Here is a 21,167-nt window from a genome sequence, read left to right on the forward strand (position 1 = left end):
CGCGAGCCCCTTGCTACAGTTCGTGCAGTGTTTTGCCAAAGGGCAAAATCATAAAGCCTTTTCAGGCGCAGTTGGCCGGGAACCACGTGCGTATCCGACGTTTTTGCCGCATAACTTTACCGAACGTCCGGCATTTGCAAGAACGCCCTGGCCGCCCGGGCCATTTTTCTCAGCCCGTGCATGCCCGATAAGCCGCATCGAGGCGATTCCAAAGAGCCAGACCGGCCTCACCGCCCACTTTCTGTAATGAGCGCCGGAGGCGCAACAGGTTGGCCCGCCGGGCCCGGGGCGTCACCCCGCCCGAGGTGCCCCGATCGAAATCGATGAGCCAGGCGCGGCCTTGCGGGTCGAGCAATATGTTGTAGGCATTCAGGTCGGCATGCCACACGCCCAGCCGATGCATGGCGGCGATGGCGCTGGCCGCGGCGTCCCAGATGGGCTCATCGAGCAGTTGCGCCAGCGGACGCACCTGGGGGATACGCTCGACCAGGATGGCCGCCCGGTAGGTCAGGCCGTGCCGCCAGTAACCCCCGGCCAAAGGTGCCGGCACGCTCAGGCCCTGCTCTCGCATCCAGGCCAGCAGCCGGAATTCGCGAAAGCTGCGGGCACGCGACTCGCCCTGCCAAAGATAGGCGTCGCGGCTGACCCGCGCCGCCAGCCCGCCACGCCGGTAAGCGCGCAAGACCGCTGGCCGGTCGGGGTGTTGCACGAACCAGGCGGATTGCCGGCCGCCGGCCTGCACCGGGCTGGCCTGGTCGCCGTACCAGAGCGGATCGAGCCAGCGCGGGTCGGCAGCACCCAGGCTTGCATCGGCCAGCATGGCCCCCCCGGGCGGGCCGGCCCATGCCAGCCGCCGGGCCCCCGACACCGGGTCGATGCCGGGCTCAGTCTTCACGGTTGCGCATCCAGTCGGCCACGCCGTAGAACGCCTCGAGCAGGCGGTCTATCAGTTCGGGCGCCAGGCCTTCGTCCTGCATGGCCCGCCCCATGCAGGTCAGCCATTGATCGCGTTCGACCCGGCCGATGGAAAACGGCAGGTGGCGCGCTCGCAAGCGCGGATGGCCGTAGCGTTCGATGTAGTGATTCGGGCCGCCGAAGTACCCGCACAGGAACAGAAAGAGCTTCTCGCGCGCCGAGTCCAGGCTGGGCCCGTGCGCGGCGCGCAGGACGGCCAGGTCGGGCTCGATGTCCATCAGGTCGTAGAAACGGTCGACCAGCGCGCGGATGGCTGGTTCGCCGCCCAGGGTGTCGAACAGTGTCGTCGAAGTTTGCAGCGATTCAACCTGCGGTTGAACACGTGTAGCAGTCATCAGGCTTCTCGAAGAGTCAACAGGGGCGGGGCGCGCAGCACGCCGCGCAGGGCCAGCGCCGCGCCGCCCCAGGCTGCCGCCATGCCCCCGCACAGGCCCGCCAGCCATGGCCAGGCGCTGAGGGTGATGCGGAAATCGAATACATAGGTCGACAGGGCCCAGGCCACCGTGGCGGCACCGGCGGCGGCCAGCAGGCCCGCCAACGCGCCGACCGCCAGCACTTCCAGGCGCTGGGCGCGCGCCAGTTGCGCCCGGGTGGCGCCCAGTGCCCGCAGGACGGCAGCTTCCCGCACGCGTTCGTCGCGGGTCGAGGTCAGCGCCGCTGCCAGCACCAGCACGCCGGCTGCCAGCGTAAACACAAACAGCACCTGCACCGCCATGGTGACCTGTTCGAGCACACTCTGCAGCTGGCCCAAAATCGAGCCCACATCGAACACGGTCAGGTTGGGAAACTGCCGCAGCAACTCACGCGGCATGTCGGCCTGGTCTGCCGGCAGGTGGAACGAGGTGATCCAGCTCTGGGGCAGCCCCTGCAGGGCAGCAGGCGACAGCACGGCAAAGAAGTTCACCTGCATGGAGTCCCAGTCGACGCTGCGGGTGCCAGCCACGGCTACCTCGACCTGCTGGCCCGCGATATCGAAAGTCAGGGTGTCGCCCGGGGCCAGTTTCAGCGAGGACGCCAGGCTGGATTCCAGGGACACTTCGGGCTGGTCGGGCTGCAGCCAGCGGCCCTGCTCGATCCGGTTGCCGGATGGAATCGTGGCGCCGTAGGAAAGGTTGAACTCACGATTGACCAGGCGTTTGGCGCGCGGTTCGTCGTAATCGTCCGGCCCCACGGTCCGGCCATTGACGGCGACCAGGCGGCCGCGCACCATGGGCCACAGGGCCACGTCGTCCAGCCCGCGCGCGCCGAGAAAGTCGAGCACGGGCTGACGCTGGTCGGGTTGGATATTGATCAGGAACCGGTTCGGCGCATCGGGAGGCAGGGTGCGTTGCCAGCCCGCAACCAGGTCGGTGCGGGTCATGGCGAGCAGAAGCAAGGCCATCAGGCCGATTGCCAGCGCGCATACCTGTGTGATGGTGGCGGCGCGGCGCCGCACCACGCCCGCGAGCGCGAAGCGCAGCGTCGGCATGCCCGCGGCCAGGCCGCGCAGCCTGGACAGGCCCAGCACGCACAGCCAGGCCACCAGGGCGAAGGCGGCGAAGGCGGCCAGGAAACCGCCTGCCACCACGGCCCCCAGGCGGGCATTGCCCGCGAACCACCAAATCAACAGGGCGAATCCCGCCGCGCCCAACGCGTAGCCCACGGCACTGCGGGTGCGCAGGCGGTCGGCGTCTCGGCGCAGTACCCGCGCCGGCGGTACATGGCGCAGCTGCGCCAGAGAGGGAAGCGCAAAGCCCAGCAGCAGCAGCAGTCCGGTAACCAGGCCCTGCAGGGCGGGGATCGCCGAGGGCGCCGGCAACGTAGCGTCGATGAGCCCCGCCAATACTGCCACCAGGCCCTGGTGCACGGCATAGCCCAGCAGGCAGCCCGCCGCCGAAGCCAGCAAGCCCACGAGCGTGAATTCCAGCAGCAGCATCAGGGTGATCTGGCCCTGCTGGGCGCCCAGGCAGCGCATGACCGCGATGCCGTCGCGGTGCCGCAGCATGAAACGCCCTGCCGCCAGCGCCACCGCCACGGCTGAGATCAGCACCGCCAGCAGCGCCACCAACGACAGGAAACGCTGTGCGCGATCAAGCGTGCGCTGCACCTCGGGCCGGCCGGACTCGAGGGTGGCAAGCTTCTGGCCACGCTGCAGGTTCGGTTGCAGCCAGCGGGAATAAGCGGCCACCGCGTCCGGGTCTCCGGCCACCAGCAAGGCGTGGCCGATGCGGCTGCCCGGCGCCACCAGCCCAGTGGCCGCCAGATCGTCGACGCGCATCATGACCCGTGGCGCCACGTTCACGAACTGCATGCCGCGGTCGGGTTCGTAGGTAATCACGCGCGACACGCGCAACCGGCTGTCCCCCAGCCCGATGCTGTCTCCCACTTCGATATCCAGGAGCGCCAGCAATTGCGGATCGGCCCATACCGTGCCGGGCGCGGGAATGTCGCGCGTGGGTTCGCCCGCCGCATGGGCCGCATTGGTGACGCGCAGGCTGCCGCGCAGCGGGTAACCGGGCTCGACCGCCTTCAGCGACACGAGTTGCGCGGCATCGCCTGCGCTGGCCATCGACGGAAACTGCAGGGTGCGGGCCACCTCGAGGCCGCGCTCCCTGGCCCCGTCGACAATCTCGGCGCCGATGGGCTCGTCGGCATCGAGCACCAGGTCGGCCCCCAGCATCTGCGCGGCGTCACGTTCGAGCGCACGGCCGACGCGGTCGGCCAGGAACCCGACGCTCGTGACGGCGGCCACCGCCACCACCAGCGCCAGCACCAGCAGGCGCAATTCACCCGAGCGGGCATCGCGCAACATCATGCGCGCCCCCTGGCGCAGGGCGGCCCGCAGGCCCCCGGCACGCAAGCGGGAAGAAAAATCAGGGAAATCCATCATTTTGCAATGGTAACCAATGGTCGGTTTGACGGGGGAATGCCGCTATCATGCGCGCTGGGCGTAACATGCGACCGCCAATATCCAGATTCGTTCACGGAGAAGACACATGCGTAAGAACTGGCTAGCCGCCACCATCCTGGCCGCCTGCGCGGCGACTGCCGCCCTGCCCGCGGCCGCCCAGAACACTCTCAAAATGGCCTACGCGCTGTCGACGTCGTCGCACTACGGCGCCGGCGCCGACGCATTCGCCAAGTCGATCGAAAGCTCGACCAACGGCAAGTACAAAGTACAACAATTCCCCAACAGCGCCCTGGGCGGCGAGCGCGAAGTCATCGAAGGCCTGCAGATCGGCACCATCGACCTGGCCATCGTGTCCACGGGCGCCACGCTGAACTTCGTACCCGAAACCGGCGTGTTCGACATTCCCTTCCTGCTGCGCGACCTGGACCACGCCCGCAAGGTGCTCGACAGCCAGATCGGCCAGGACATGCTGGCCAAGTTTCCCGACCGCGGCATCGTGGCCCTGGCCTGGGGCGAACAGGGCTTTCGCCACCTGACCAACAACGTGCGCCCGGTGAAAACGCCGGCCGACGCCAAGGGCCTGAAGATCCGCACCACCGAAAACCCCATCCATATCGCGGCCTTCCGCCAGATCGGCATTCTGCCCACCCCCATGGCCTGGCCCGAAGTGGCCACCGCCTTGCAACAGGGCACCATCGACGGCCAGGAAAACCCGCTGTCGGTGATCACGTCGGCAAAGCTGTCACAGATCCAGAAGTACCTGTCGCTGACCGGCCATGTATACGGCCCGGCCCTGGTGATGATGTCGAGCAGCGTCTACGATGGGCTTTCCGATGAGCAGAAAGCCGCCTTCAAGGAAGCCGGCAAGGTGTCGGCACAGGCCATGCGTGATTACGTCGACAACATCGAAAAGACCGGTGTCGAGCAATTGCGCAAGGAAGGCATGGACGTCACCACCGACGTCGATCGCGACGCCTTCGCCGCGGCCGTGGAACCGGCCTATGCCGACTACTACAAGAAATACGACAAGAAGCTCATCGAGTCGATCCGCGACACCAAGTAAGCACCCAGGACACCCCAGGCCGGCCCGGGTGCCGGCCCGGGACGAACGGGAAAGAGGCAGGCGAAACGACGGGGGTGACCGGCCAGGGCGACCGGCCAGGGCGACCGGCCAGGGCGTCCATACAGGCCCACGCGTTTCGGCCCGCCAGGGTCGGCCGGCCAGTACCGCCGGCCCTGGCGCAGATGCACCAAAGCCAGCCTCGCCCCGTCGGCCTGTCTTCATCGCCTTCCCGCCTCTAAGCGCGCCGGAATCCGGAAATCATCATGCGTCATCTCCGACTCTTCGAAGGCGCCCTGTTCAAGGGCGTATCGGTCATCGCCCAGATCCTTCTGGTGGCCGCCGCGGCCGCCGCGTTTTACCAGGTCATCGCCCGGTTCGTTCTGCAGTCGCCCGCCGACTGGAGCGAGGTCCTGACCCGGGCATTGCTGATCTGGACGGTGCTGTTGGGCGTTGCGCTGGCATTTCGCCGCGGCGCCATGATCAGCGTCGAACTGCTGCGCAACCTGTTGCATGGGCGCCGGCGACGCCTGCTGGAACACCTGATCGCCCTCACCTGCGTGGCCTTCCTGGTCTTCATCGCCTGGATAGGCGGGCAGATGACTTACCGCGTTCGTTTCCAGAACGTACCCAGCCTGAACATCTCCATTTCATATATCTACCTGGCGATACCCGTGGGAAGTTCGCTTGCGGCGCTTGCCGTGCTGATGCGCTGGCTGCTGGGTGCCGACGAGCCCGCCATGGTGCGCAACGACGCCCAGGGCTGAAGGCCGATGGTCCGGGGCGCTGCGCGCGCCGGTCCGGGCCAAGGCGAGACATAGACACTAAAGGCAGCATGCCATGTCCCAATTGATGATTCTTACGATGCTGATCTTCTTCGGGCTGTCCGTGCCCGTGGCGGTCGCCATCGGCCTGGCCAGCGTCGCGGGGGTGTCCCTGGCGGGCCTGCCCTGGCTCGTGATCGCACAGCAGTTGTATGCGGCTCTCGACAAATATCCGCTCGTGGCGGTGCCCTTCTTCATCCTGGCGGGAAACCTGATGGAAGCCGGCGGCATATCCGACCGCATGGTGGAGTTCGCCAAGAGCCTGGTGGGCGGGGTTCAGGGGGGCCTGGCCTGCACTTGCGTGCTGACGTGCATGATCTTCGCCGCAGTGGCGGGCTCGAGTGTGGCCACCACGTTCGCCGTGGGCGCGATCCTGATACCGGCGATGATACGCCACGGTTATCCCGCTCCTTTTGCCGCATCCCTGCAGGCCAGCGCGGCCGAACTCGGCGTCATCATCCCGCCATCGATACCCATGATTCTGTTCGCCGTGTCCACCGACACGTCCACCGGCGAACTGTTCATCGCGGGCGTCGTGCCGGGCATCCTGATCGGCGGAGCGCTGATGCTGTACGTGTGGCTATACGCCAAGCGCCACGACCTGGGCAAGCTCGATGGAGAGGGCCGGCTGCCGCTGTGGCAGGCCTTCAAACGCGCCTGGCTGGCGCTGTTGATGCCGGCAATCATTCTCGGCGGCATCTACGGCGGCATTTTTACTCCCACCGAAGCGTCCGTGGTGGCCGTGGTGTACGCCGTCGTGGTGGGCAAGTTCGTTTACGGGAAACTGGGATGGCGCACGCTGTCCGAAACCCTGCACCGCTCGGTGATCTCGACCTCGGTGATCATGTTCATCATCGCCAACGCGGGCGTATTCAGCTTCCTGCTCAACCGCGCCGGCGTGCCGGACGCCCTGGGCGCCTGGCTCGCGCAACTGTTCCACGACAAAACAGCATTCCTGGTCGGCGTCAATTTCGCGCTGTTCATGATCGGCATGTTCATCGAAACCTCGGCCTCCGTCGTGGTGCTCGCTCCGCTGTTATTGCCAGTGGCGGTGCAGTTCGGCGTCGATCCCGTCCATTTCGGCGTGCTGATGGTGGTGAATCTGGCCCTCGGCATGATTACGCCGCCATTCGGGGTGAATCTGTTCGCCGCCTGCGCCGTGGCCGGCCTGCCGCTGGAACGCCTGATCAAACCGCTGATTCCATTTGTGCTGGTGGTCATCGCCTGCCTGCTGGTCATCACGTATTGGCCGGGCCTGTCTCTGGGGCTGCGCGACCTGGTCTACGCCAAGTAGGCGGGCGCATGTGATACCGTTGCCGGCGTGATGAAGCTTCCTTTTCCCATCCGCCAGGAATGTCCGCCCGGGGCCTGCGTTTGCGACCGCGACGCGCTGCTGGCCACGCCGGGCGGTGATATCCGCATATTGCGCCTGACCCGCGAAGAAGAAAAAAAACTGGTGGCCCGGCTGGAAAACCTAGCCAGCCTGGAAGACCTGCGCCGCATGCAGCAGCTGATGCATGCCCAGCTCGGACTGTCGGTCACCATTGAACCAGGCGTGCACGAAGTGCGCACCGTGCGCGGCCTGCGCATCGAAATCGCCGACCAGCCGGGCCTGTGCAACAAGACGCGGCAGACCGTTCCCGCGGCCATCCGCCGCGGTCTCGAACGCAAGCCGGAAATCGTCTACGCACTGCTCGACTCCCACGATCTGCTGGGCGGCTGAGCGGCGGCGCGCAAGCGCCGTACCGCTATCGCCCACGTCTCAGGCGTGCCCGCCCAGGTAGGCCTCTGCCAGTTCGTCGTTGGCCGCGATTTCGGCGGCCGTGCCCTGAGCCACCACGTAGCCGCCCTCCATGACATAGGCGCGATCGGCCAGTGCCAGAGCCAGGCCCGCCATCTGGTCCACCAGCACGATCGTCATGTGCTCGTCGCGCAGAGCATCGAGCGCCGCGAACAACTCGGCGATCACCTTGGGGGCCAGCCCCAGCGAAGGCTCATCCAGCAGCAGCACCCTGGGCCGCGCCATCAGTCCGCGCGCCAGAGCCAGCATCTGCTGCTCTCCGCCCGAAAGCAGGCCTGCCCGCTGATGCAGGCGCTCGCGCAGGCGTGGGAACCGTCCGAGCATTTCCTCGACCCGCGCCTCGCGATCCCGCGCATCGAGGAACGCTCCCAGGCGTATGTTTTCCAGCACCGACAGTTCGGGAAATACCTGGCGGCCTTCGGGCACCAGTACCAGGCCCAGCCCCACCACCTGCTCTGCTTCGAGTCCTTCGAGCTGGTGGCCGTCGATATGCATGGAGCCGGTCTGGCTGCGATGCAGGCCCGCCAAGCTGCGCATCAACGTCGACTTGCCGGCGCCATTGGCGCCCAGCAACGCCACCATTTCGCCGCTGCGGACCTGAAGATCGATGCCATGCAGCACTGGCTCGGCGCCATACCCCGCGACCAGGCTGTCCACGCCCAGCAGCTCGGCACCGGCCGGGCGCGGCGCGCGCGGCTTGCCAGCCGGGGCATCCAGCGTGGCGCCCAGGTACGCCTGCTTGACCGCCGGATCGTTCTGCACCTCGGCCGGCGTACCGACCGCGAGGCGCCGCCCCGCGTCCAGCACGACGAGCTGATCCGAGATCGACATCACCAGACCCATATCGTGTTCGACCAGCACCACGCCGATGCCGGCGTCGGCAATGCGGCGCAGCAGCGCGGCCAGCAGGCTTTTATCCTCGCGGGACAGTCCGGCGGCCGGCTCGTCCAGCAGCAGCATGTCGGGGTCGGTGGCCAGCGCCCGCGCGATTTCCACCAGCCGGCGGTCGACGTGCGCCAAGCCGGCCGCACTGGCGTGCGGGGCGCCCTGGTAACCGCAGAACGCCAGCAGGGCTCGCGCCTGCCGCCGTTCTTCGGCGCCGCGAAAACGTCCGGCCGAGAACAGCCCACCCAGCCGTCCACGCCCCATTGCAAGCACCACATTGTCTTCGACACTGAGCGAGCCGAAAAGCTGTGAGGTCTGGTAGGTGCGCGCCAGGCCGTTGCGGGCAATGCGGAAAGCGGGCAACCCATTCAGCTGACGCGCGCCCAGCGTGAACTGACCGGCCGATGGCCGATAGAATCCGCTGAGCATATTCAACGCCGTCGTCTTGCCGGCCCCATTGGGCCCGATCAGGCTGGTGACGGCGCCGGCGGGCATGCGCATGCTCAGTTCGCTGACGGCGCGCACGCCGCCGAAGGTGATGCCCAATCCGTCCGCGCTCAGGGAAGCCCGTTGGCGGTGCGCCAGTTCCGGCTGGCCGGATGGGCGCTCGTCGTCCGTGGCGCGAGCCACGGGCGGGCGGCGGCGCACCTGGCGCCACAGGCCCACCACGCCGTCCGGCGCCACCCACAGCACCAGCAGCAGCAAGCCGCCGAAGAACAGGAGCCGGTAGTCTTCCAGCGACGCCAGCATTTCGGGCAGCAGGCCCACGATCACCGCGCCGATGATGGGCCCCGCGAGCGCCCCCGCACCCCCGACGATCACCACGAGGACGAACAGAATCGACTGCATGAAGCTGAACGTCTCGGCCGTGACGAACCCCGCCAGTGAAGCGTACAGACCACCAGCCATGCCCGCCGCCGCGGCAGACAGGGTAAAGGCAACGGTCTTGATCACCAGTTGGTTCAGCCCGATGGACTGGGCCGCCGTTTCGCTGTCGTTCACTGCCCGCATCGCAGCGCCCCACGCGCCGCGCGACAACAAGGCATAGCACGCCAGCAAGGCGGCCGCCGCGGCCACGGCCAGTACGGTCACGGTCTGCTCCGCGCCCCATGCGTCGTTGATCTGCGGCGGCATGATGCCCATGATGCCGCTCTGCCCGCCCGTGAGGCCCGGCATTTCCACGATGGCATGCTGCACGATGAAGCTGAATGCAATGGTGATCATGGCCAGATAGGGGCCCTTGACCCGCAGCGCCGGCAGGGCCAGCAGCGTGCCCAGCCCCGCCGCGAGCAGCGTGCCCGCGGCCCAGGCTGGCCAGAAGCTCCAGCCCGCCTTGGTGGTGAGAATGGCCACGGCGTACGCACCCACCGCGTAAAAACCGACATGCCCGAACGACACCTGGCCCGTCAGGCCGAGCAGCACGTTCAGCCCGATGCCCACCATGGCGATCAACACGACATTGGCCAGCACGAAAACGTAGTAGCTGTTGAGCGTGAAGGCCATCAGCAGCACCAGGGCCGCCATCGCGATGCCCGAAATCAGATACTTGGGGTTCATACTTTCTTGACCTCTGCCCGTCCGAACAGGCCATTGGGCCGCAAGGCCAGTACTGCGATGACCAGCGCGAAGGTGATGATGTGCGTGTGTCCCGACCCCAGCGTGACCGTCACGACCGCCTCGACCACGCCGAAGATGAGTCCCGCCACCATCACGCCCCAGGCGCTGGATATGCCGCCCAGAATGGCGACGGCGAACGCCTTCAGTCCGAACAGCGTGCCCATATCGGCGCTGACATTGAACAGCGGCGCGATCAGAATCCCGGCGACACCGGCCAGCAGCGTAGACATGGCGAACGCAGCCGCCACCGCCCGCTTGATGGGAATGCCCATCAGGCGCGCCGCGTCACGGTTCTGCGCCACGGCCAGCAGCGCCGTTCCCCAGCGGGTGCGGCGCGCCACCGCATGCAGCGCAGCCGCCAGCACGAGGCCCAGCACTGGGATCACCAACTGCAATGGGTATACGCCCAGACCCAGGCCGGCCACGTCGATTGGCGTCACCGCCAGCGGCGAGGCCAGGTTTCGCGGCTCTTTGCCGAATGTGTGCATGACCAGGTTGTCCAGCACGATGCCCAGCGCCACGGTGGACATCAGCCAGGCGTTTGATCCTCGCGATGCGAACGGGCGCACTGCCAGGAACTCCACCAGCAGCCCATACAGGGCGCAGCACAGCAGGGCCAGCACGATGGCCGGCGCCAGCCCCCAGCCCAAGGTCTGGGCAAACGTGAAGCACAGCACCGCTCCCAGCATCATCGAGCTGCCCTGGGCGAAATTCACCGTGCCGGACACTGAATGCGTGATGTGAAACCCCAGGGCCATCAGCCCGTACATGCTGCCCAGCCCCAGGCCGGTGACCAGCGCCGCCATCAATTGCATTTCGTACGCTCCGGAGGCTTACTTCGACAGCCCGACGGGCAGGATGCGGCCATCGATGAACTGCGCCCACACGTAATCCTGCGCCGTGATGGCGTCATGCACCTCGGGCGTGAACGGCTGCTTGTACTGCTTGATCAAACCGTCGTAGTGATCGATCTTGTAGAAGCCCTGGCGGATGGCATCGCCATCGGTCGAGCCGGCGTTCTTGATCGCCAGCGCGGTCAGGTGCATTGCGTCATAAGCGTTGGCCACGCCCACGGCCGGCGTGATGTCTTCAGGGCCGCGGACATTGGAGTACTTGGCCTTGAACGTATCGATCAGCTTCTGCCCTGCCGGGGACTGCTCGCCAAAGAAACTATAGGTCTGCACGAAGTGCACGTTCTTCGCGTTGGGACCGGCCAGCTCGGTGAAGCGCCCGCCAGCGGGGCCCCAGTGCGACACCACCGGCACCTTCCACCCCATGCGGTCCAGGGACTTCACCACCTGCGCCGACGGGCCGACGTTGCCCACCATCATCAGCACGTCGGCGCCTGCGCTGCGAAGGCGGCTGAGCTGCGGCACCACGTCGACTTCATTGCCGTCGAACTTCTCGCTGCCCACTGGCTTCATGCCCTTCGCTGCCAGCGCGGCGACCAGACCCTTCTGGTTCGATTCGCCCCAGGGGTTATTGACCATGATGAGACCGTAACGCGTGGCGCCGAAAGTCTTCTCGGCATAATCCACCATGGCTTCATCGACGATTTCGTCCACCGCGGACACGCGGAACACGAAATTCGGCTGCGCGCCGTTCTTGGTAATGGGCGTGCCTGCGGCCCACGGCCCCATGAAGGGCACTTTGGCCTGGTTGACGAGCGGCACGATCGCCAGCGAGACCGGCGTGTCAAGCCCGCCGAATATCACCGCCACTTTCTCCTTGTGTATCAATTCGCGCGCGGCGACCACGCCCTTTGCCGGGTTGGCCTCGTCGTCCCTACGCACCAGTTCCAGCTTGCGTCCGCCCAGCAACCCGCCGTCCGCATTGATCTGGTCGATGGCCACTTGCAAGCCTCTGGTGATGGCCTCTCCGGCCAGCGCGGATTGGCCCGACAGCGCTGTGATCAGCCCGATCTTGATGGGCTCGGCAGCCTGTACACCGGTGGCCACGCCCATGCAGGCCAAAGAGAACAGGGTACGTATGAAGCTGCGGCGTAGCGGATTCGACATGGAATTCTCCTGAAGTGCGGTCGTGATAAGTGGCCAGAGCGGCCCTACCCGCTTCAAGCAATACCCATGCCAACTCGAAAACTATTGCCGCGATTCTGGCATGTTGTTTGCTTCATTCCATGCAGAGAATTGTCGTCAATCCCCACCTGCGGTTTGACGACGATTTCGCAAGACCCCGGGGCCAGGGCGCGCTTGCGCCACGTCGCGCCATCGCTTCGACTGGTTCTTTTTCATGAACGCCATGCACCACAACAGCGCATATCTGGAGCAAACCATGCACGATGCACCACAACAGCCCACGCAGCCAGCGCCACTCGACCCGGGCGCCCTGGTCGATACCTACCTGACGCTGTTGATGAAACCGGACCCCGATGCCGCGCGCCGCTACGTCAGCAAGGATTTGCGCATACGCTTTACCGGAGGCCGGGCCATGGCCGACCCCGCTGAGTGCGCAGCGTTCAACAAATCCCGCTATGCATGGGTGAAGAAGCGTTTCGAATCGACTGACGTGGTGGCCGGCGCCACCGACGCGCATGCCGTGGTCTACAACCGCGGCACCCTGTACGGCGCGTGGCCGGATGGCACGCCATTCGAGGGCAACCGGTATGTCGATCGTTACGTCGTACGCGACGGCCTGATCACGGAAATGGATGTATGGAACGACAGCGCCGAATGGCTGCTGGCCAGGGCCGGGCTGGCGGCGCTATGACGACTTGCCAGGACGCTGCGGCCAGGTACGGCCCCCTGCCCGCGCACGGACGATTCGACTACTCGCCGATCCACTCCCGGCCGGACTATCACTGGCCGGACGGTGCGCGACTGGCGGTGTACCTGGGCTTCAATCTCGAGCACTTCGCGTTCGGCGGCGGCCTGGGCGCGCGCCTAGGAGCCAGCATGGGCGAGCCCGACGTACTGAATTACGCGTGGCGCGAGTACGGCAACCGCGTGGGCGCGTGGCGCTGCCTCGACCTGTTCGACTCGCTGGGCTTGCCGGCCGGCATCATCGCCAATACGGCGATGCTCGACCATTGCCCGGAATTGATCAGGGCCTGCGTGGCCCGTGGAGACGAACTGATCGCGCATGGCCACACCAATGCCGAACACCAATGCGGTCATGACGAACCAACGGAACGCGCGCTGCTCGCGCATTGCGCCGACCGCCTCCAGGCCTGCGCGGGTGTGCGTCCGGCAGGCTGGCTGTCGCCGTGGATCGCGGAATCGCCGCTCACGCCCGACCTGCTCGCCGAAACCGGATACCGCTACACCTTGAACTGGTGCCATGACGACCAGCCCACGCGCCTGCGCACCCGCAACGGTTCGGGCTTGTGGTCCATTCCCTACCCACAGGAAGTCAACGATATCCCGATGATCGTGGCGCGCCAGATGGATGGCAAAGATTTCGCCCAACTCATCATCGACAACTTCGACGAAATGCTCGACCAGTCGGCCGCACAGCCGCTGGTCATGGGCATCGCGCTGCACCCCTATCTGGTGGGCCAGCCATACCGCCTGCGACACCTGCGGCGCGCGCTGACCCACATCGCGCAGCAGCGCGACGGCGGCCGCGTCTGGCTGACCACGCCTGGCGCCATCTGCGCGCATATCGAACAGCTCAACCTGGAATCGCCCGCATGAACTCTAGCACCTCTACCCTGCCCTTCGCCGACTCGGTCGGTGCATGGGTGCCCCATGGCCAGTTCACCGTGCCGGCCACACAGCGGGGGCCCCTGGACGGCCTGAGCTTCGCCGCCAAGGACCTGTTCGACGTAGCGGGCCACCCGACCGGCGCGGGCAATCCGGATTGGCTCGGGTCCCATCCGCCGGCGTCGTCGCACAGCGCACTGATCGCGCGCCTGCTCGCCGCCGGCGCGACCTTGCACGGCAAGACCCTGACCGATGAACTCGCCTACAGCATCCACGGAGAGAACGCACACTATGGCACGCCGCTGAACACGCGTGCCCCTGATCGGGTGCCCGGCGGCTCATCCAGCGGATCTGCCGCCGCGGTCGCCGCCTGCCTGGTCGATTTCGCCCTGGGCACCGATACGGGCGGCTCGACGCGCGTACCCGCCAGCTATTGCGGACTCTGGGGCTTGCGCACCACGCACGGGCGGCTCAGCGCCAGCGGCGTGGTGCCGCTGTCGCCCAGGTTCGACACCATGACTTGGCTCGCCTCGGGCGCCGATGTCTTTACGCGCGTGGGCCTCGCCTTGCTGGATGAAGCCCCGCGGACATGGCGTGGCGCTTTCATGCTGACCGATGCCTGGGCGCAGGCCGACCCCGCGTTCGCGCCCCTGGGCGCGCGCGTGGCCGAGGCCCTGAGCGGCATGGCCGGCTTGCCCGTGGAAACCGCCGCCACGTCCAGCGTCGACCTGGAAATCTGGAGGCAAACCTACATCACCGCGTCCGCCTACGATGCCTGGCAGACTCATCGAGACTGGATCACGCGCACGCGACCGCGCTTCGGCCCGGCCATTGCGGCCCGCTGGCAGGCCGCGTCGCAGGTGTCCGCCGAAGCCGCTCAGCGTGCCGCCGACATGCAGGCGCGGCTTAGCGCAGATATCCGGTCGTTGCTGGGGGACGACCGCGTCGCCGTCCTGCCGTCCGCATCCAGCGCCGCCATCGCACGCGACGCCGACCCGGCCACGGTCGAGTCCATTCGAACCAGCACCTTCCGCATCACGGCAATCGCCGGGCTGGCCGGGCTGCCGCAAGTCAACATCCCGTTCATCGATGCGCAAGGCATGCCCGCGGGCGTCTCGTTGCTGGGCCCGGCGGGCAGCGACCTCGCCCTGATCGGGCTGGCCGTCACCGTGGGCAAACGGTTGTCAGCCCTCGGCACCGAGGCAACGCCACACGCGGGAACCTTCGTAGCATGAAGAAAGCCGCATCCCCTCGCGCTGTCGCGGCCGCCGATGACGCCGAGACCCGCATCTATCAATCAGTCATAGATGGCGTCATGAGCCAACGCCTGCGGCCCGGCACGAAGCTGCCCGAGGCCGCGCTCAGCGAGTTGTTCGGCGTGGGCCGCAGCATTGTGCAGAAAGCGTTGCAGCGTCTGGCGCACGATCACGTCGTCGTGCTGCGGCCCAATCGGGGCGCCGCGGTCGCGATGCCAACCCGCGAAGAAGTGGGAAAGTTGTTCGAGGCCAGGCGCGCGCTGGAAGCGGCGATACTGCCGCTGGTGGCTCAGTCGGCGGGGCGCGCCGACTACGCCATGCTGCGGCGCCAGTTGCGCGACGAACATCGCGCCATGCACCACGCGCCTCAGACGGAATGGGCCGGACTGGCCAGCGCCTTCCACCTGAAACTCGGTGAATTGTCCGGCAACCCATTGCTGGCACGCTTTCTGGTCGAAACCATTTCCCGTTGTTCGCTGGTCGTGGCGATCTTCCAGCCGCCTGGCAATGCAGCCTGTGAACACGACGAACATGCGCGGGTGGTAGATCACCTGGAACACGGCCGAGTGCAGCAGGCCATCGCAGAAATGGACCGTCACCTGCGCGAGCTGGAATCGCACATCCGGCTCGTGGACGAGCCTTCCGAACGCACGCTCGCCGACATGCTGGGCGTGGGATAGGCGGCGCGGCGGCGCGCCCATCCCGCCGCACGGGTTCAGCGCGGACGCTTGTCCACCACCCTGCGCGCCTTGCCGGTCAGCGTTCTTTCGACAAAACCGCTGGCCGCAACGCGCACCCGCGCCGTCACGCCGATGTAGGACTTCACGGCGTGCTGCAATTGCCGGCCCAGCGCCTCGCGTTCCGATTCGCCCAGGTGCGCGAACTCGTCGCGCACTTCGGTCAGTATCTCGAGCTCATCCAGGTGCCCGTCGCGTGTCAGCACGAGCTGGTAATGCGGCGCCAGCTGCGCGATCTTCAGCACCTGCTCTTCGACCTGTGTCGGGAACAGATTCACCCCGCGCACGATCAGCATGTCATCGCTGCGGCCCGTGATCTTGCCAATGCGGCGCATGCTGCGCGCCGTGGGCGGCAACAGGCGCGTCAGGTCGCGCGTGCGATACCGTATGACGGGCATGGCCTCTTTGGTCAGCGATGTGAATACCAATTCGCCCGGCTCGCTCTCGCCCACCGGTTGCCCCGTGGCCGGATCGACGATCTCGGCATAGAAGTGGTCTTCCCATACCACCGGGCCGTCTTTGGTTTCGACGCACTCGCTGGCAACGCCCGGCCCCATCACTTCGGACAGGCCGTAGATGTCCACCGCGTCCAGGCCCGCTTCGGCTTCGATATCCTGCCGCATCCGGCCCGTCCAGGGCTCGGCGCCGAAAATGCCGATCCGTAGCGAACTCTGGCGCGGGTCTATTCCCTGGCGGCGCTGCTCTTCGATGATGTTGCAGAAGTACGAAGGCGTCACCATGATGATGTCGGGCCGGAAATCGCTGATCAGTTGCACCTGCTTTTCGGTTTGGCCGCCCGACATCGGAATCACCGTGCAGCCGAGCCGCTCGGCGCCGTAATGCGCGCCCAGTCCGCCCGTGAACAGTCCGTAGCCATACGCCACATGCACGATGTCGCCGCGTTTTCCACCGGCGGCGCGGATCGACCGCGCCACCAGCGCAGCCCAGTTATCAATGTCGCGGGCGGTGTAACCCACCACGGTGGGCTTGCCCGTGGTGCCGCTGGATGCATGCACCCGCACGACGTCTTCCCGCGGCACGGCAAACATGGCAAAGGGATAGTTGTCGCGCAGGTCTTGCTTGGTGGTGAACGGGAACTTGCTGATATCGGACAACTGCTTCATGTCGTCCGGCTGCACCCCCGCCGCGTCGAAGGCGCGTCGGTAATGGGGCACATTCTGATAGGCATGGGCCAGCGTCCATTTGAGGCGCTCGAGCTGCAATGCTTCTATTTCGTCTCGGCTGGCATGCTCGATGGGATCCAGCCCGGGCCGGCTGTCGGTGTTGGACATGACGTCGTCTCCTGGAAATGCTGTGCGGCGCAACGCCGCTTATCATCTGAAAGCTGGACAAGACCGAGCGTGGGCCGTCACGCCTCGGGCGTCCCCACGATCTGGCCCTTGATGCGGTACGAGCGGCCCCGGAACAATGCCAGCTGCCGGCCCTCCTGGTTGGTGACAGTCACGTCGTAGACGCCGGTGCGCCCTGCCAGCGAGCGTTCCTGCGCCACGGCCGTCAGTTGGTCGCCGGCAAACCCCGGCGCCAGGAAATCGATGCCGCAGCCCGACGCCACCGTACTCGCATTGCGCGAATTGCAGGCGAATGCAAACGCACTGTCCGCCAGGGCGAAAATGAATCCGCCGTGGCAGGTCTTGTGCCCGTTCAGCATGTCCGGGCGCACGCGCATGGTCAGCCGGGCAAAGCCGGGCCCGACCTCCAGGATTTCGATGCCCAGGCCCTGTGTCGCGGCATCCGCCGCGAACATGGTCCGGCTCACGACCTGGGCCAGTTCATGGGGGTCGGCGGGAATTTCTGTCAATGCTTCCGGCGTCGTCATCAGCGCCCCTTGAATTTCGGTTCGCGCTTGCCCAGGAAAGCCGCCACGCCCTCGGCGTAGTCCGCGCTGCGCCCCAGTTCGCGCATCAGATCCCGCTCGAGGTCGAGCTGGGTCGACAGATCGTTGTGCAGGCTCGCCTGCAATGCCTGCTTGGTGCTGGCCAGGCCGCGCGTGGGCGCGGCCGCGAAATGCGCGGCGAGGCGATCGAGTGTGGCGTCGAAATCATCATCGGGTACGCATTGCCAGATCAACCCCCAGTCCTGAGCCTGGCGCGCACTGATCTTGTCCCCCAGCATCGCCAGGCCCATGGCGCGCGCGCGTCCTGCCAATCTCGGCAAGACGAAAGTGCCGCCGGTGTCGGGAATCAACCCCAGCCTGCAGAACGACTGGATGAAACTGGCCGATTCCTTTGCAATGACGATATCGCCCGCATACGCCAGGTTGGCGCCGGCCCCGGCCGCGACGCCGTTGACGCCTACCACCACGGGCAGCGGCAGCGCATGCAGGCGCCGCACGAGGGGCGCATAGTATTTCTCGACCGTTTCCCCCAGGTCGGGCGGCACGCCGTCAGCGGCCATCTGCCGCTCGCTCAAGTCTTGCCCGGCGCAGAATCCGCGGCCGGCGCCGGTGATCAACAGTACCCTGGCGCCCTCGTTCTCGACGCGCGACAGCGCATCCGACACTTCGCCGTGCATGGCGGCGGTGAAGCTGTTGAGCTTGTCGGGGCGGTTCAGCGTCAGGCGCGCGATGCCTCCGGAAAGGTCGAACAGAATGGTCTCGTAGGTCATGGTCGATTCCCGTTCAGACATGACGGCGCGTCTGTACGACGCGGAAGCGATTGGCCACGAAAGCCGAATCCGACAGCGCCGCGTTCGCGGCCGGATTGGCGCCCGTTCCATGGAAATCACTGAACGCCGCGGTCTGGTTGACGAACACTGCACCAGTCAGGTTCAGCGACAGGGCCACCCCTGCCACCTCGGCGGCATCCTGCACGTCGCGCGCCACGTCCGCATCGGTGGTGTAGGCGGCCAACGACAAGGCGCCGTGCTGGATCACGCTGTCGCGCGCGAGCGCGATACTGTGGGCGGTGTCGTCCGTCGCGACCACGAACGCGATCGGCCCAAACCACTCCTTCCAGATTGCCTCGCTGTCGGCATCGGCTCGCAGCAGCAGGGGCGTGCGAATTCGCGCGCCCTCGAACTGGGGATGCGCCAGGGCCTGGCTATCCGACACGACGGGCAGCCCCAATGCGCGCGCCTGGTCGATGCGCTCGGCAATGCCTTCATTCTGGAGGGCGCCGGTCAGCTCCACCGCCTTGGCCGCTTCGCTGCACAGCTTCTGCAGGGCCGAGCCCAACGCCGCCGCCACCTCGTCGAAGCTGACGTGGCCGTCTGGCGTCTGGATGCCGCCGCGCGGCACGTAGATATTCTGTGGCGCCGTGCACATCTGCCCCGAATACAGCGCGAGCGATACCGCAAGGTTGCGCGCCATGCCCTTCAGGTCGTCGGTGGAATCCACGATCACCTGGTTGACGCCCGCCTTCTCGGTATACACCCGGGCCTGCCGTGCATGCTGTTCGAGCCAGTCGCCGTTGGCACTGCTGCCGGTGAAGTCGATGAGCTTCACGGCCGGGTCCAGCGACAGTTCACGCGCCGTCTCGTCGTCGGCCGCATGCGCGGCCAGTTGCACCACATCGGGATCGAAGCCGGCCTCGGCCAGCACCTCGCGCGCCACCTGCACCGTAATGGCCAGGGGCAGTATCGCGCCCGGATGCGGCTTGACGATGACCGTGTTGCCGGTGGAAAGACTGGCGAACAGGCCGGGATAGCCGTTCCAGGTCGGGAAGGTAGAGCATCCGATCACCAGGGCGACGCCGCGCGGCACGACGGTAAAGCGCTTTTCCATCTTGATGGGATCGTGCTTGCCTTGCGGCTTTTCCCACGTCGCGACATCGGGGATGCGAGCCATCTCCTGCCACGCATAGGCTACTGCCTCGACGCCACGATCCTGGGCATGCGGTCCGCCTGCCTGAAAGGCCATCATGAAGCCCTGGCCGGTCGTGTGCTGCACGGCATGGGCGATCTCGAAACTGCGCCGGTTCAGGCGCGCCAGTATTTCCAGCGACACGCCGACCCACGACCTGGGTCCGGCTTTGCGCCATTGCTCGAGCGCGCGGCCGGCGTTCTTGACCAGGGTCGCCGCAGGCACGCGCGGATACTGGATGCCGAGCGCGAAACCGTAGGGAGACTGCTCGCCGCCCACGGTGCCCTGCGCGCCGGTGAGATCCAGCGCGAATGTCTGGCCGCGCAGCGCCTGGAACGCCGCGCGGCCGTCGTCGGCCGCCGTCTCGCCATAATGGCGCGGGCTGGGCGATTCGGAAAAGGGGCTCCAGTAGCCGCGCTCGCCGGCTGCCGCCAGCGCCCGCTCGAGCAAGGGCTGGTGGCGTTCAAAGAATTCTGATGACACAGGCTATCTCCGGATAAATGTTATGGGAAATCGGGCGCGCCGGACGCAGTTCAGGTTTCCTGGTCGAAGTCCAGCACCAGCCGGTCTGTCACGGGAAAGCTCTGGCAGCTGAGCACGAAACCGCGCGCCACTTCATAATCTTCAAGCGCAAAATTGGCGTCCATGTCGACCTCGCCTTCGACGACCTTGCAGCGGCAGGTCGAGCAAACGCCGCCCTTGCACGAATAGGGCAGTTCAATGCCCTGCGCGAGCGCCGAGTCCAGCACGCTGTCTTTGTTCTTGTCGATGAAAAAGCTGCGGCGATGGCCATCCTGGACCACGGTCACCTCGCACTGGCCCTTGCCCGGCGCGGCGGGCGCGTCGCGCCCGGTACGAAGGGCGCGCGGGCCGCGAGGTGCGCCGAACAGCTCGAACTTGATGCGCGACGGCGCAACGCCGCGGGCCTGCAGCCGTTGCACCACGCTTTCGGTCATGGTTTGCGGTCCGCACACAAAGGCGTAATCGATGTCGTCGGCGCGCATCCAGGCCGATAGCAGTTCATCGACTTTGTCGCCATCGAGCCTTCCATTGAACAGGTCGATGTCCTGGCTTTCGCGGCTCATGATGTAGACCAGGGAGAACCGCTCCATGTACAGGTTCTTCAGGTCTTCAATCTCTTCCCGGAACAGTACCGAGGACGATGCCCGGTTGCCGAAGAACAGGGTGAAGCGGCTGTGTGGCTCGGTGGACAGGGCCGTCTTCACCAGCGAAAAGACAGGAGTGATGCCGCTGCCCACGGCAAAGGCCACGTAGTGGCGTCGCTGGTCCGGCGCGAAGTCCACCGTGAAACTGCCGGCCGGCGGCATGACCTCGAGGGTCTGCCCCACTTGAAGTTCGTGGTTGGCCCAGCTGGAAAATACGCCCTCGTCGACCTTCTTGATGGCCACGCGCAGGACGCCGTCGCCCGGGGCCGAGCAGATGGAATACGAGCGGCGCAGCTCTTCCCCGTTGAGTTCGGTGCGCAAGGTCAGATACTGCCCCGGGCGAAAAGCGAATCGGGGCCGCAGGTCCGGGGGGAGATCGAAGGTGACCACCACCGCGTCGCGGGTATTGCGCGCCACGGATGCAACTTTCAAAGCATGGAACGTCGTCTGGCTCATGGCGTAATGCTGCCCTGC

The 21,167-nt window shown here is 66.4% G+C and carries 19 protein-coding genes; 8 read left to right on the forward strand and 11 right to left on the reverse strand.

Annotated features, from left to right (window positions below):
• Positions 1-169: 169 nt before the first annotated feature.
• From ACV17W_RS05855 to ACV17W_RS05865, 3 genes are read right to left on the reverse strand one after another with little or no spacing between them, the layout of a single operon-like run.
• Complete coding sequence (locus tag ACV17W_RS05855; RefSeq protein ID WP_462595489.1) at positions 170-895, reverse strand: 3-deoxy-D-manno-octulosonic acid kinase; 726 nt, start codon at positions 893-895, stop codon at positions 170-172.
• The gene (locus ACV17W_RS05860; RefSeq protein WP_462595490.1) at positions 885-1,310 is read right to left on the reverse strand and encodes a group II truncated hemoglobin; all 426 of its coding nucleotides are present in this window, start codon (positions 1,308-1,310) and stop codon (positions 885-887) included. Before ACV17W_RS05860 ends, ACV17W_RS05855 begins: the two co-directional genes overlap by 11 nt.
• Positions 1,310-3,844 carry an ABC transporter permease gene (locus ACV17W_RS05865; RefSeq protein ID WP_462595491.1) on the reverse strand — a complete coding sequence of 845 codons (2,535 nt, stop codon included), beginning with the start codon at positions 3,842-3,844 and terminating at the stop codon, positions 1,310-1,312. The genes ACV17W_RS05860 and ACV17W_RS05865 overlap by 1 nt, the downstream gene beginning before the upstream one ends.
• Positions 3,845-3,950: 106 nt before the next feature.
• Between ACV17W_RS05865 and ACV17W_RS05870 the strand changes: the two genes are divergently transcribed.
• The 4 genes from ACV17W_RS05870 (at position 3,951) to ACV17W_RS05885 (ending at position 7,472) form a co-directional block, all read left to right on the forward strand.
• Positions 3,951-4,928, forward strand: a complete 978-nt coding sequence (locus tag ACV17W_RS05870; protein ID WP_462595492.1) for a TRAP transporter substrate-binding protein — start codon at positions 3,951-3,953, stop codon at positions 4,926-4,928.
• A 263-nt stretch (positions 4,929-5,191) separates the two neighbouring features.
• Positions 5,192-5,692: a TRAP transporter small permease gene (locus tag ACV17W_RS05875; protein WP_462595493.1), complete on the forward strand. Its 501-nt coding sequence runs from the start codon at positions 5,192-5,194 to the stop codon at positions 5,690-5,692.
• A gap of 73 nt (positions 5,693-5,765) precedes the next feature.
• Positions 5,766-7,043, forward strand: coding sequence for a TRAP transporter large permease (locus ACV17W_RS05880; protein ID WP_462595494.1), 1,278 nt, complete (start codon positions 5,766-5,768; stop codon positions 7,041-7,043).
• Positions 7,044-7,073: 30 nt separating this feature from the next.
• Positions 7,074-7,472 (forward strand): hypothetical protein, encoded by a 399-nt coding sequence (locus tag ACV17W_RS05885; protein WP_462595495.1) that lies wholly within the window; start codon positions 7,074-7,076, stop codon positions 7,470-7,472.
• Positions 7,473-7,511: 39 nt separating this feature from the next.
• On the opposite strand, the gene ACV17W_RS05890 is transcribed toward ACV17W_RS05885, so the two are convergent.
• Genes ACV17W_RS05890 through ACV17W_RS05900 form a run of 3 tightly spaced genes read right to left on the reverse strand, consistent with a single transcriptional unit; the run spans position 7,512 to position 12,016 of the window.
• On the reverse strand, positions 7,512-9,992 hold the full coding sequence (locus ACV17W_RS05890; RefSeq protein ID WP_462595496.1) for a branched-chain amino acid ABC transporter ATP-binding protein/permease: 2,481 nt from the start codon (positions 9,990-9,992) through the stop codon (positions 7,512-7,514).
• Positions 9,989-10,867: a branched-chain amino acid ABC transporter permease gene (locus ACV17W_RS05895; protein ID WP_462595497.1), complete on the reverse strand. Its 879-nt coding sequence runs from the start codon at positions 10,865-10,867 to the stop codon at positions 9,989-9,991. Before ACV17W_RS05895 ends, ACV17W_RS05890 begins: the two co-directional genes overlap by 4 nt.
• An 18-nt stretch (positions 10,868-10,885) precedes the next feature.
• The gene (locus ACV17W_RS05900) at positions 10,886-12,016 is read right to left on the reverse strand and encodes an ABC transporter substrate-binding protein (protein WP_462596478.1); all 1,131 of its coding nucleotides are present in this window, start codon (positions 12,014-12,016) and stop codon (positions 10,886-10,888) included.
• Positions 12,017-12,344: 328 nt separating this feature from the next.
• On the opposite strand from ACV17W_RS05900, the gene ACV17W_RS05905 reads away from it, so the two are divergent.
• From ACV17W_RS05905 to ACV17W_RS05920, 4 genes are read left to right on the forward strand one after another with little or no spacing between them, the layout of a single operon-like run.
• Positions 12,345-12,779 carry a nuclear transport factor 2 family protein gene (locus ACV17W_RS05905; RefSeq protein WP_462596480.1) on the forward strand — a complete coding sequence of 145 codons (435 nt, stop codon included), beginning with the start codon at positions 12,345-12,347 and terminating at the stop codon, positions 12,777-12,779.
• The gene (locus ACV17W_RS05910) at positions 12,776-13,705 is read left to right on the forward strand and encodes a polysaccharide deacetylase family protein (protein WP_462595498.1); all 930 of its coding nucleotides are present in this window, start codon (positions 12,776-12,778) and stop codon (positions 13,703-13,705) included. Before ACV17W_RS05905 ends, ACV17W_RS05910 begins: the two co-directional genes overlap by 4 nt.
• The gene (locus tag ACV17W_RS05915; RefSeq protein ID WP_462595499.1) at positions 13,702-14,949 is read left to right on the forward strand and encodes an amidase; all 1,248 of its coding nucleotides are present in this window, start codon (positions 13,702-13,704) and stop codon (positions 14,947-14,949) included. Before ACV17W_RS05910 ends, ACV17W_RS05915 begins: the two co-directional genes overlap by 4 nt.
• Positions 14,946-15,650 carry a GntR family transcriptional regulator gene (locus ACV17W_RS05920; RefSeq protein WP_462595500.1) on the forward strand — a complete coding sequence of 235 codons (705 nt, stop codon included), beginning with the start codon at positions 14,946-14,948 and terminating at the stop codon, positions 15,648-15,650. The genes ACV17W_RS05915 and ACV17W_RS05920 overlap by 4 nt, the downstream gene beginning before the upstream one ends.
• 35 nt (positions 15,651-15,685) lie before the next feature.
• Here ACV17W_RS05920 and paaK read toward each other — a convergent pair whose 3' ends face one another.
• The 5 genes from paaK to paaE form a co-directional block, all read right to left on the reverse strand.
• Positions 15,686-16,999: a phenylacetate--CoA ligase PaaK gene (paaK, locus tag ACV17W_RS05925; RefSeq protein ID WP_462595501.1), complete on the reverse strand. Its 1,314-nt coding sequence runs from the start codon at positions 16,997-16,999 to the stop codon at positions 15,686-15,688.
• A 77-nt stretch (positions 17,000-17,076) separates the two neighbouring features.
• Entirely contained in the window at positions 17,077-17,544 is a 468-nt protein-coding gene (gene paaI, locus ACV17W_RS05930; protein ID WP_462595502.1) for a hydroxyphenylacetyl-CoA thioesterase PaaI, read from the reverse strand.
• Positions 17,544-18,332, reverse strand: coding sequence for a 2-(1,2-epoxy-1,2-dihydrophenyl)acetyl-CoA isomerase PaaG (paaG, locus tag ACV17W_RS05935; RefSeq protein ID WP_462596481.1), 789 nt, complete (start codon positions 18,330-18,332; stop codon positions 17,544-17,546). Before paaG ends, paaI begins: the two co-directional genes overlap by 1 nt.
• Positions 18,333-18,345: 13 nt before the next feature.
• Positions 18,346-20,010: a phenylacetic acid degradation protein PaaN gene (paaN, locus tag ACV17W_RS05940; protein ID WP_462595503.1), complete on the reverse strand. Its 1,665-nt coding sequence runs from the start codon at positions 20,008-20,010 to the stop codon at positions 18,346-18,348.
• Between the two features lie 50 nt (positions 20,011-20,060).
• Complete coding sequence (paaE, locus tag ACV17W_RS05945) at positions 20,061-21,149, reverse strand: 1,2-phenylacetyl-CoA epoxidase subunit PaaE (protein WP_462595504.1); 1,089 nt, start codon at positions 21,147-21,149, stop codon at positions 20,061-20,063.
• Positions 21,150-21,167: the final 18 nt, after the last annotated feature.

Source organism: Bordetella sp. MIP270_01_BMS (assembly GCF_054958705.1).

Bases quoted from the DNA above. Each gene is read 5' to 3' on its own strand.
- ACV17W_RS05860 (WP_462595490.1), bottom strand. From the start codon at position 1,310: ATGACTGCTACACGTGTTCAACCGCAGGTTGAATCGCTGCAAACTTCG.
- ACV17W_RS05865 (WP_462595491.1), bottom strand. From the start codon at position 3,844: ATGATGGATTTCCCTGATTTTTCTTCCCGCTTGCGTGCCGGGGGCCTG.
- ACV17W_RS05870 (WP_462595492.1), top strand. From the start codon at position 3,951: ATGCGTAAGAACTGGCTAGCCGCCACCATCCTGGCCGCCTGCGCGGCG.
- ACV17W_RS05875 (WP_462595493.1), top strand. From the start codon at position 5,192: ATGCGTCATCTCCGACTCTTCGAAGGCGCCCTGTTCAAGGGCGTATCG.
- ACV17W_RS05880 (WP_462595494.1), top strand. From the start codon at position 5,766: ATGTCCCAATTGATGATTCTTACGATGCTGATCTTCTTCGGGCTGTCC.
- ACV17W_RS05885 (WP_462595495.1), top strand. From the start codon at position 7,074: ATGAAGCTTCCTTTTCCCATCCGCCAGGAATGTCCGCCCGGGGCCTGC.
- ACV17W_RS05890 (WP_462595496.1), bottom strand. From the start codon at position 9,992: ATGAACCCCAAGTATCTGATTTCGGGCATCGCGATGGCGGCCCTGGTG.
- ACV17W_RS05895 (WP_462595497.1), bottom strand. From the start codon at position 10,867: ATGCAATTGATGGCGGCGCTGGTCACCGGCCTGGGGCTGGGCAGCATG.
- ACV17W_RS05900 (WP_462596478.1), bottom strand. From the start codon at position 12,016: ATGGGCGTGGCCACCGGTGTACAGGCTGCCGAGCCCATCAAGATCGGG.
- ACV17W_RS05905 (WP_462596480.1), top strand. From the start codon at position 12,345: ATGCACGATGCACCACAACAGCCCACGCAGCCAGCGCCACTCGACCCG.
- ACV17W_RS05910 (WP_462595498.1), top strand. From the start codon at position 12,776: ATGACGACTTGCCAGGACGCTGCGGCCAGGTACGGCCCCCTGCCCGCG.
- ACV17W_RS05915 (WP_462595499.1), top strand. From the start codon at position 13,702: ATGAACTCTAGCACCTCTACCCTGCCCTTCGCCGACTCGGTCGGTGCA.
- ACV17W_RS05920 (WP_462595500.1), top strand. From the start codon at position 14,946: ATGAAGAAAGCCGCATCCCCTCGCGCTGTCGCGGCCGCCGATGACGCC.
- paaK (WP_462595501.1), bottom strand. From the start codon at position 16,999: ATGTCCAACACCGACAGCCGGCCCGGGCTGGATCCCATCGAGCATGCC.
- paaI (WP_462595502.1), bottom strand. From the start codon at position 17,544: ATGACGACGCCGGAAGCATTGACAGAAATTCCCGCCGACCCCCATGAA.
- paaG (WP_462596481.1), bottom strand. From the start codon at position 18,332: ATGACCTACGAGACCATTCTGTTCGACCTTTCCGGAGGCATCGCGCGC.
- paaE (WP_462595504.1), bottom strand. From the start codon at position 21,149: ATGAGCCAGACGACGTTCCATGCTTTGAAAGTTGCATCCGTGGCGCGC.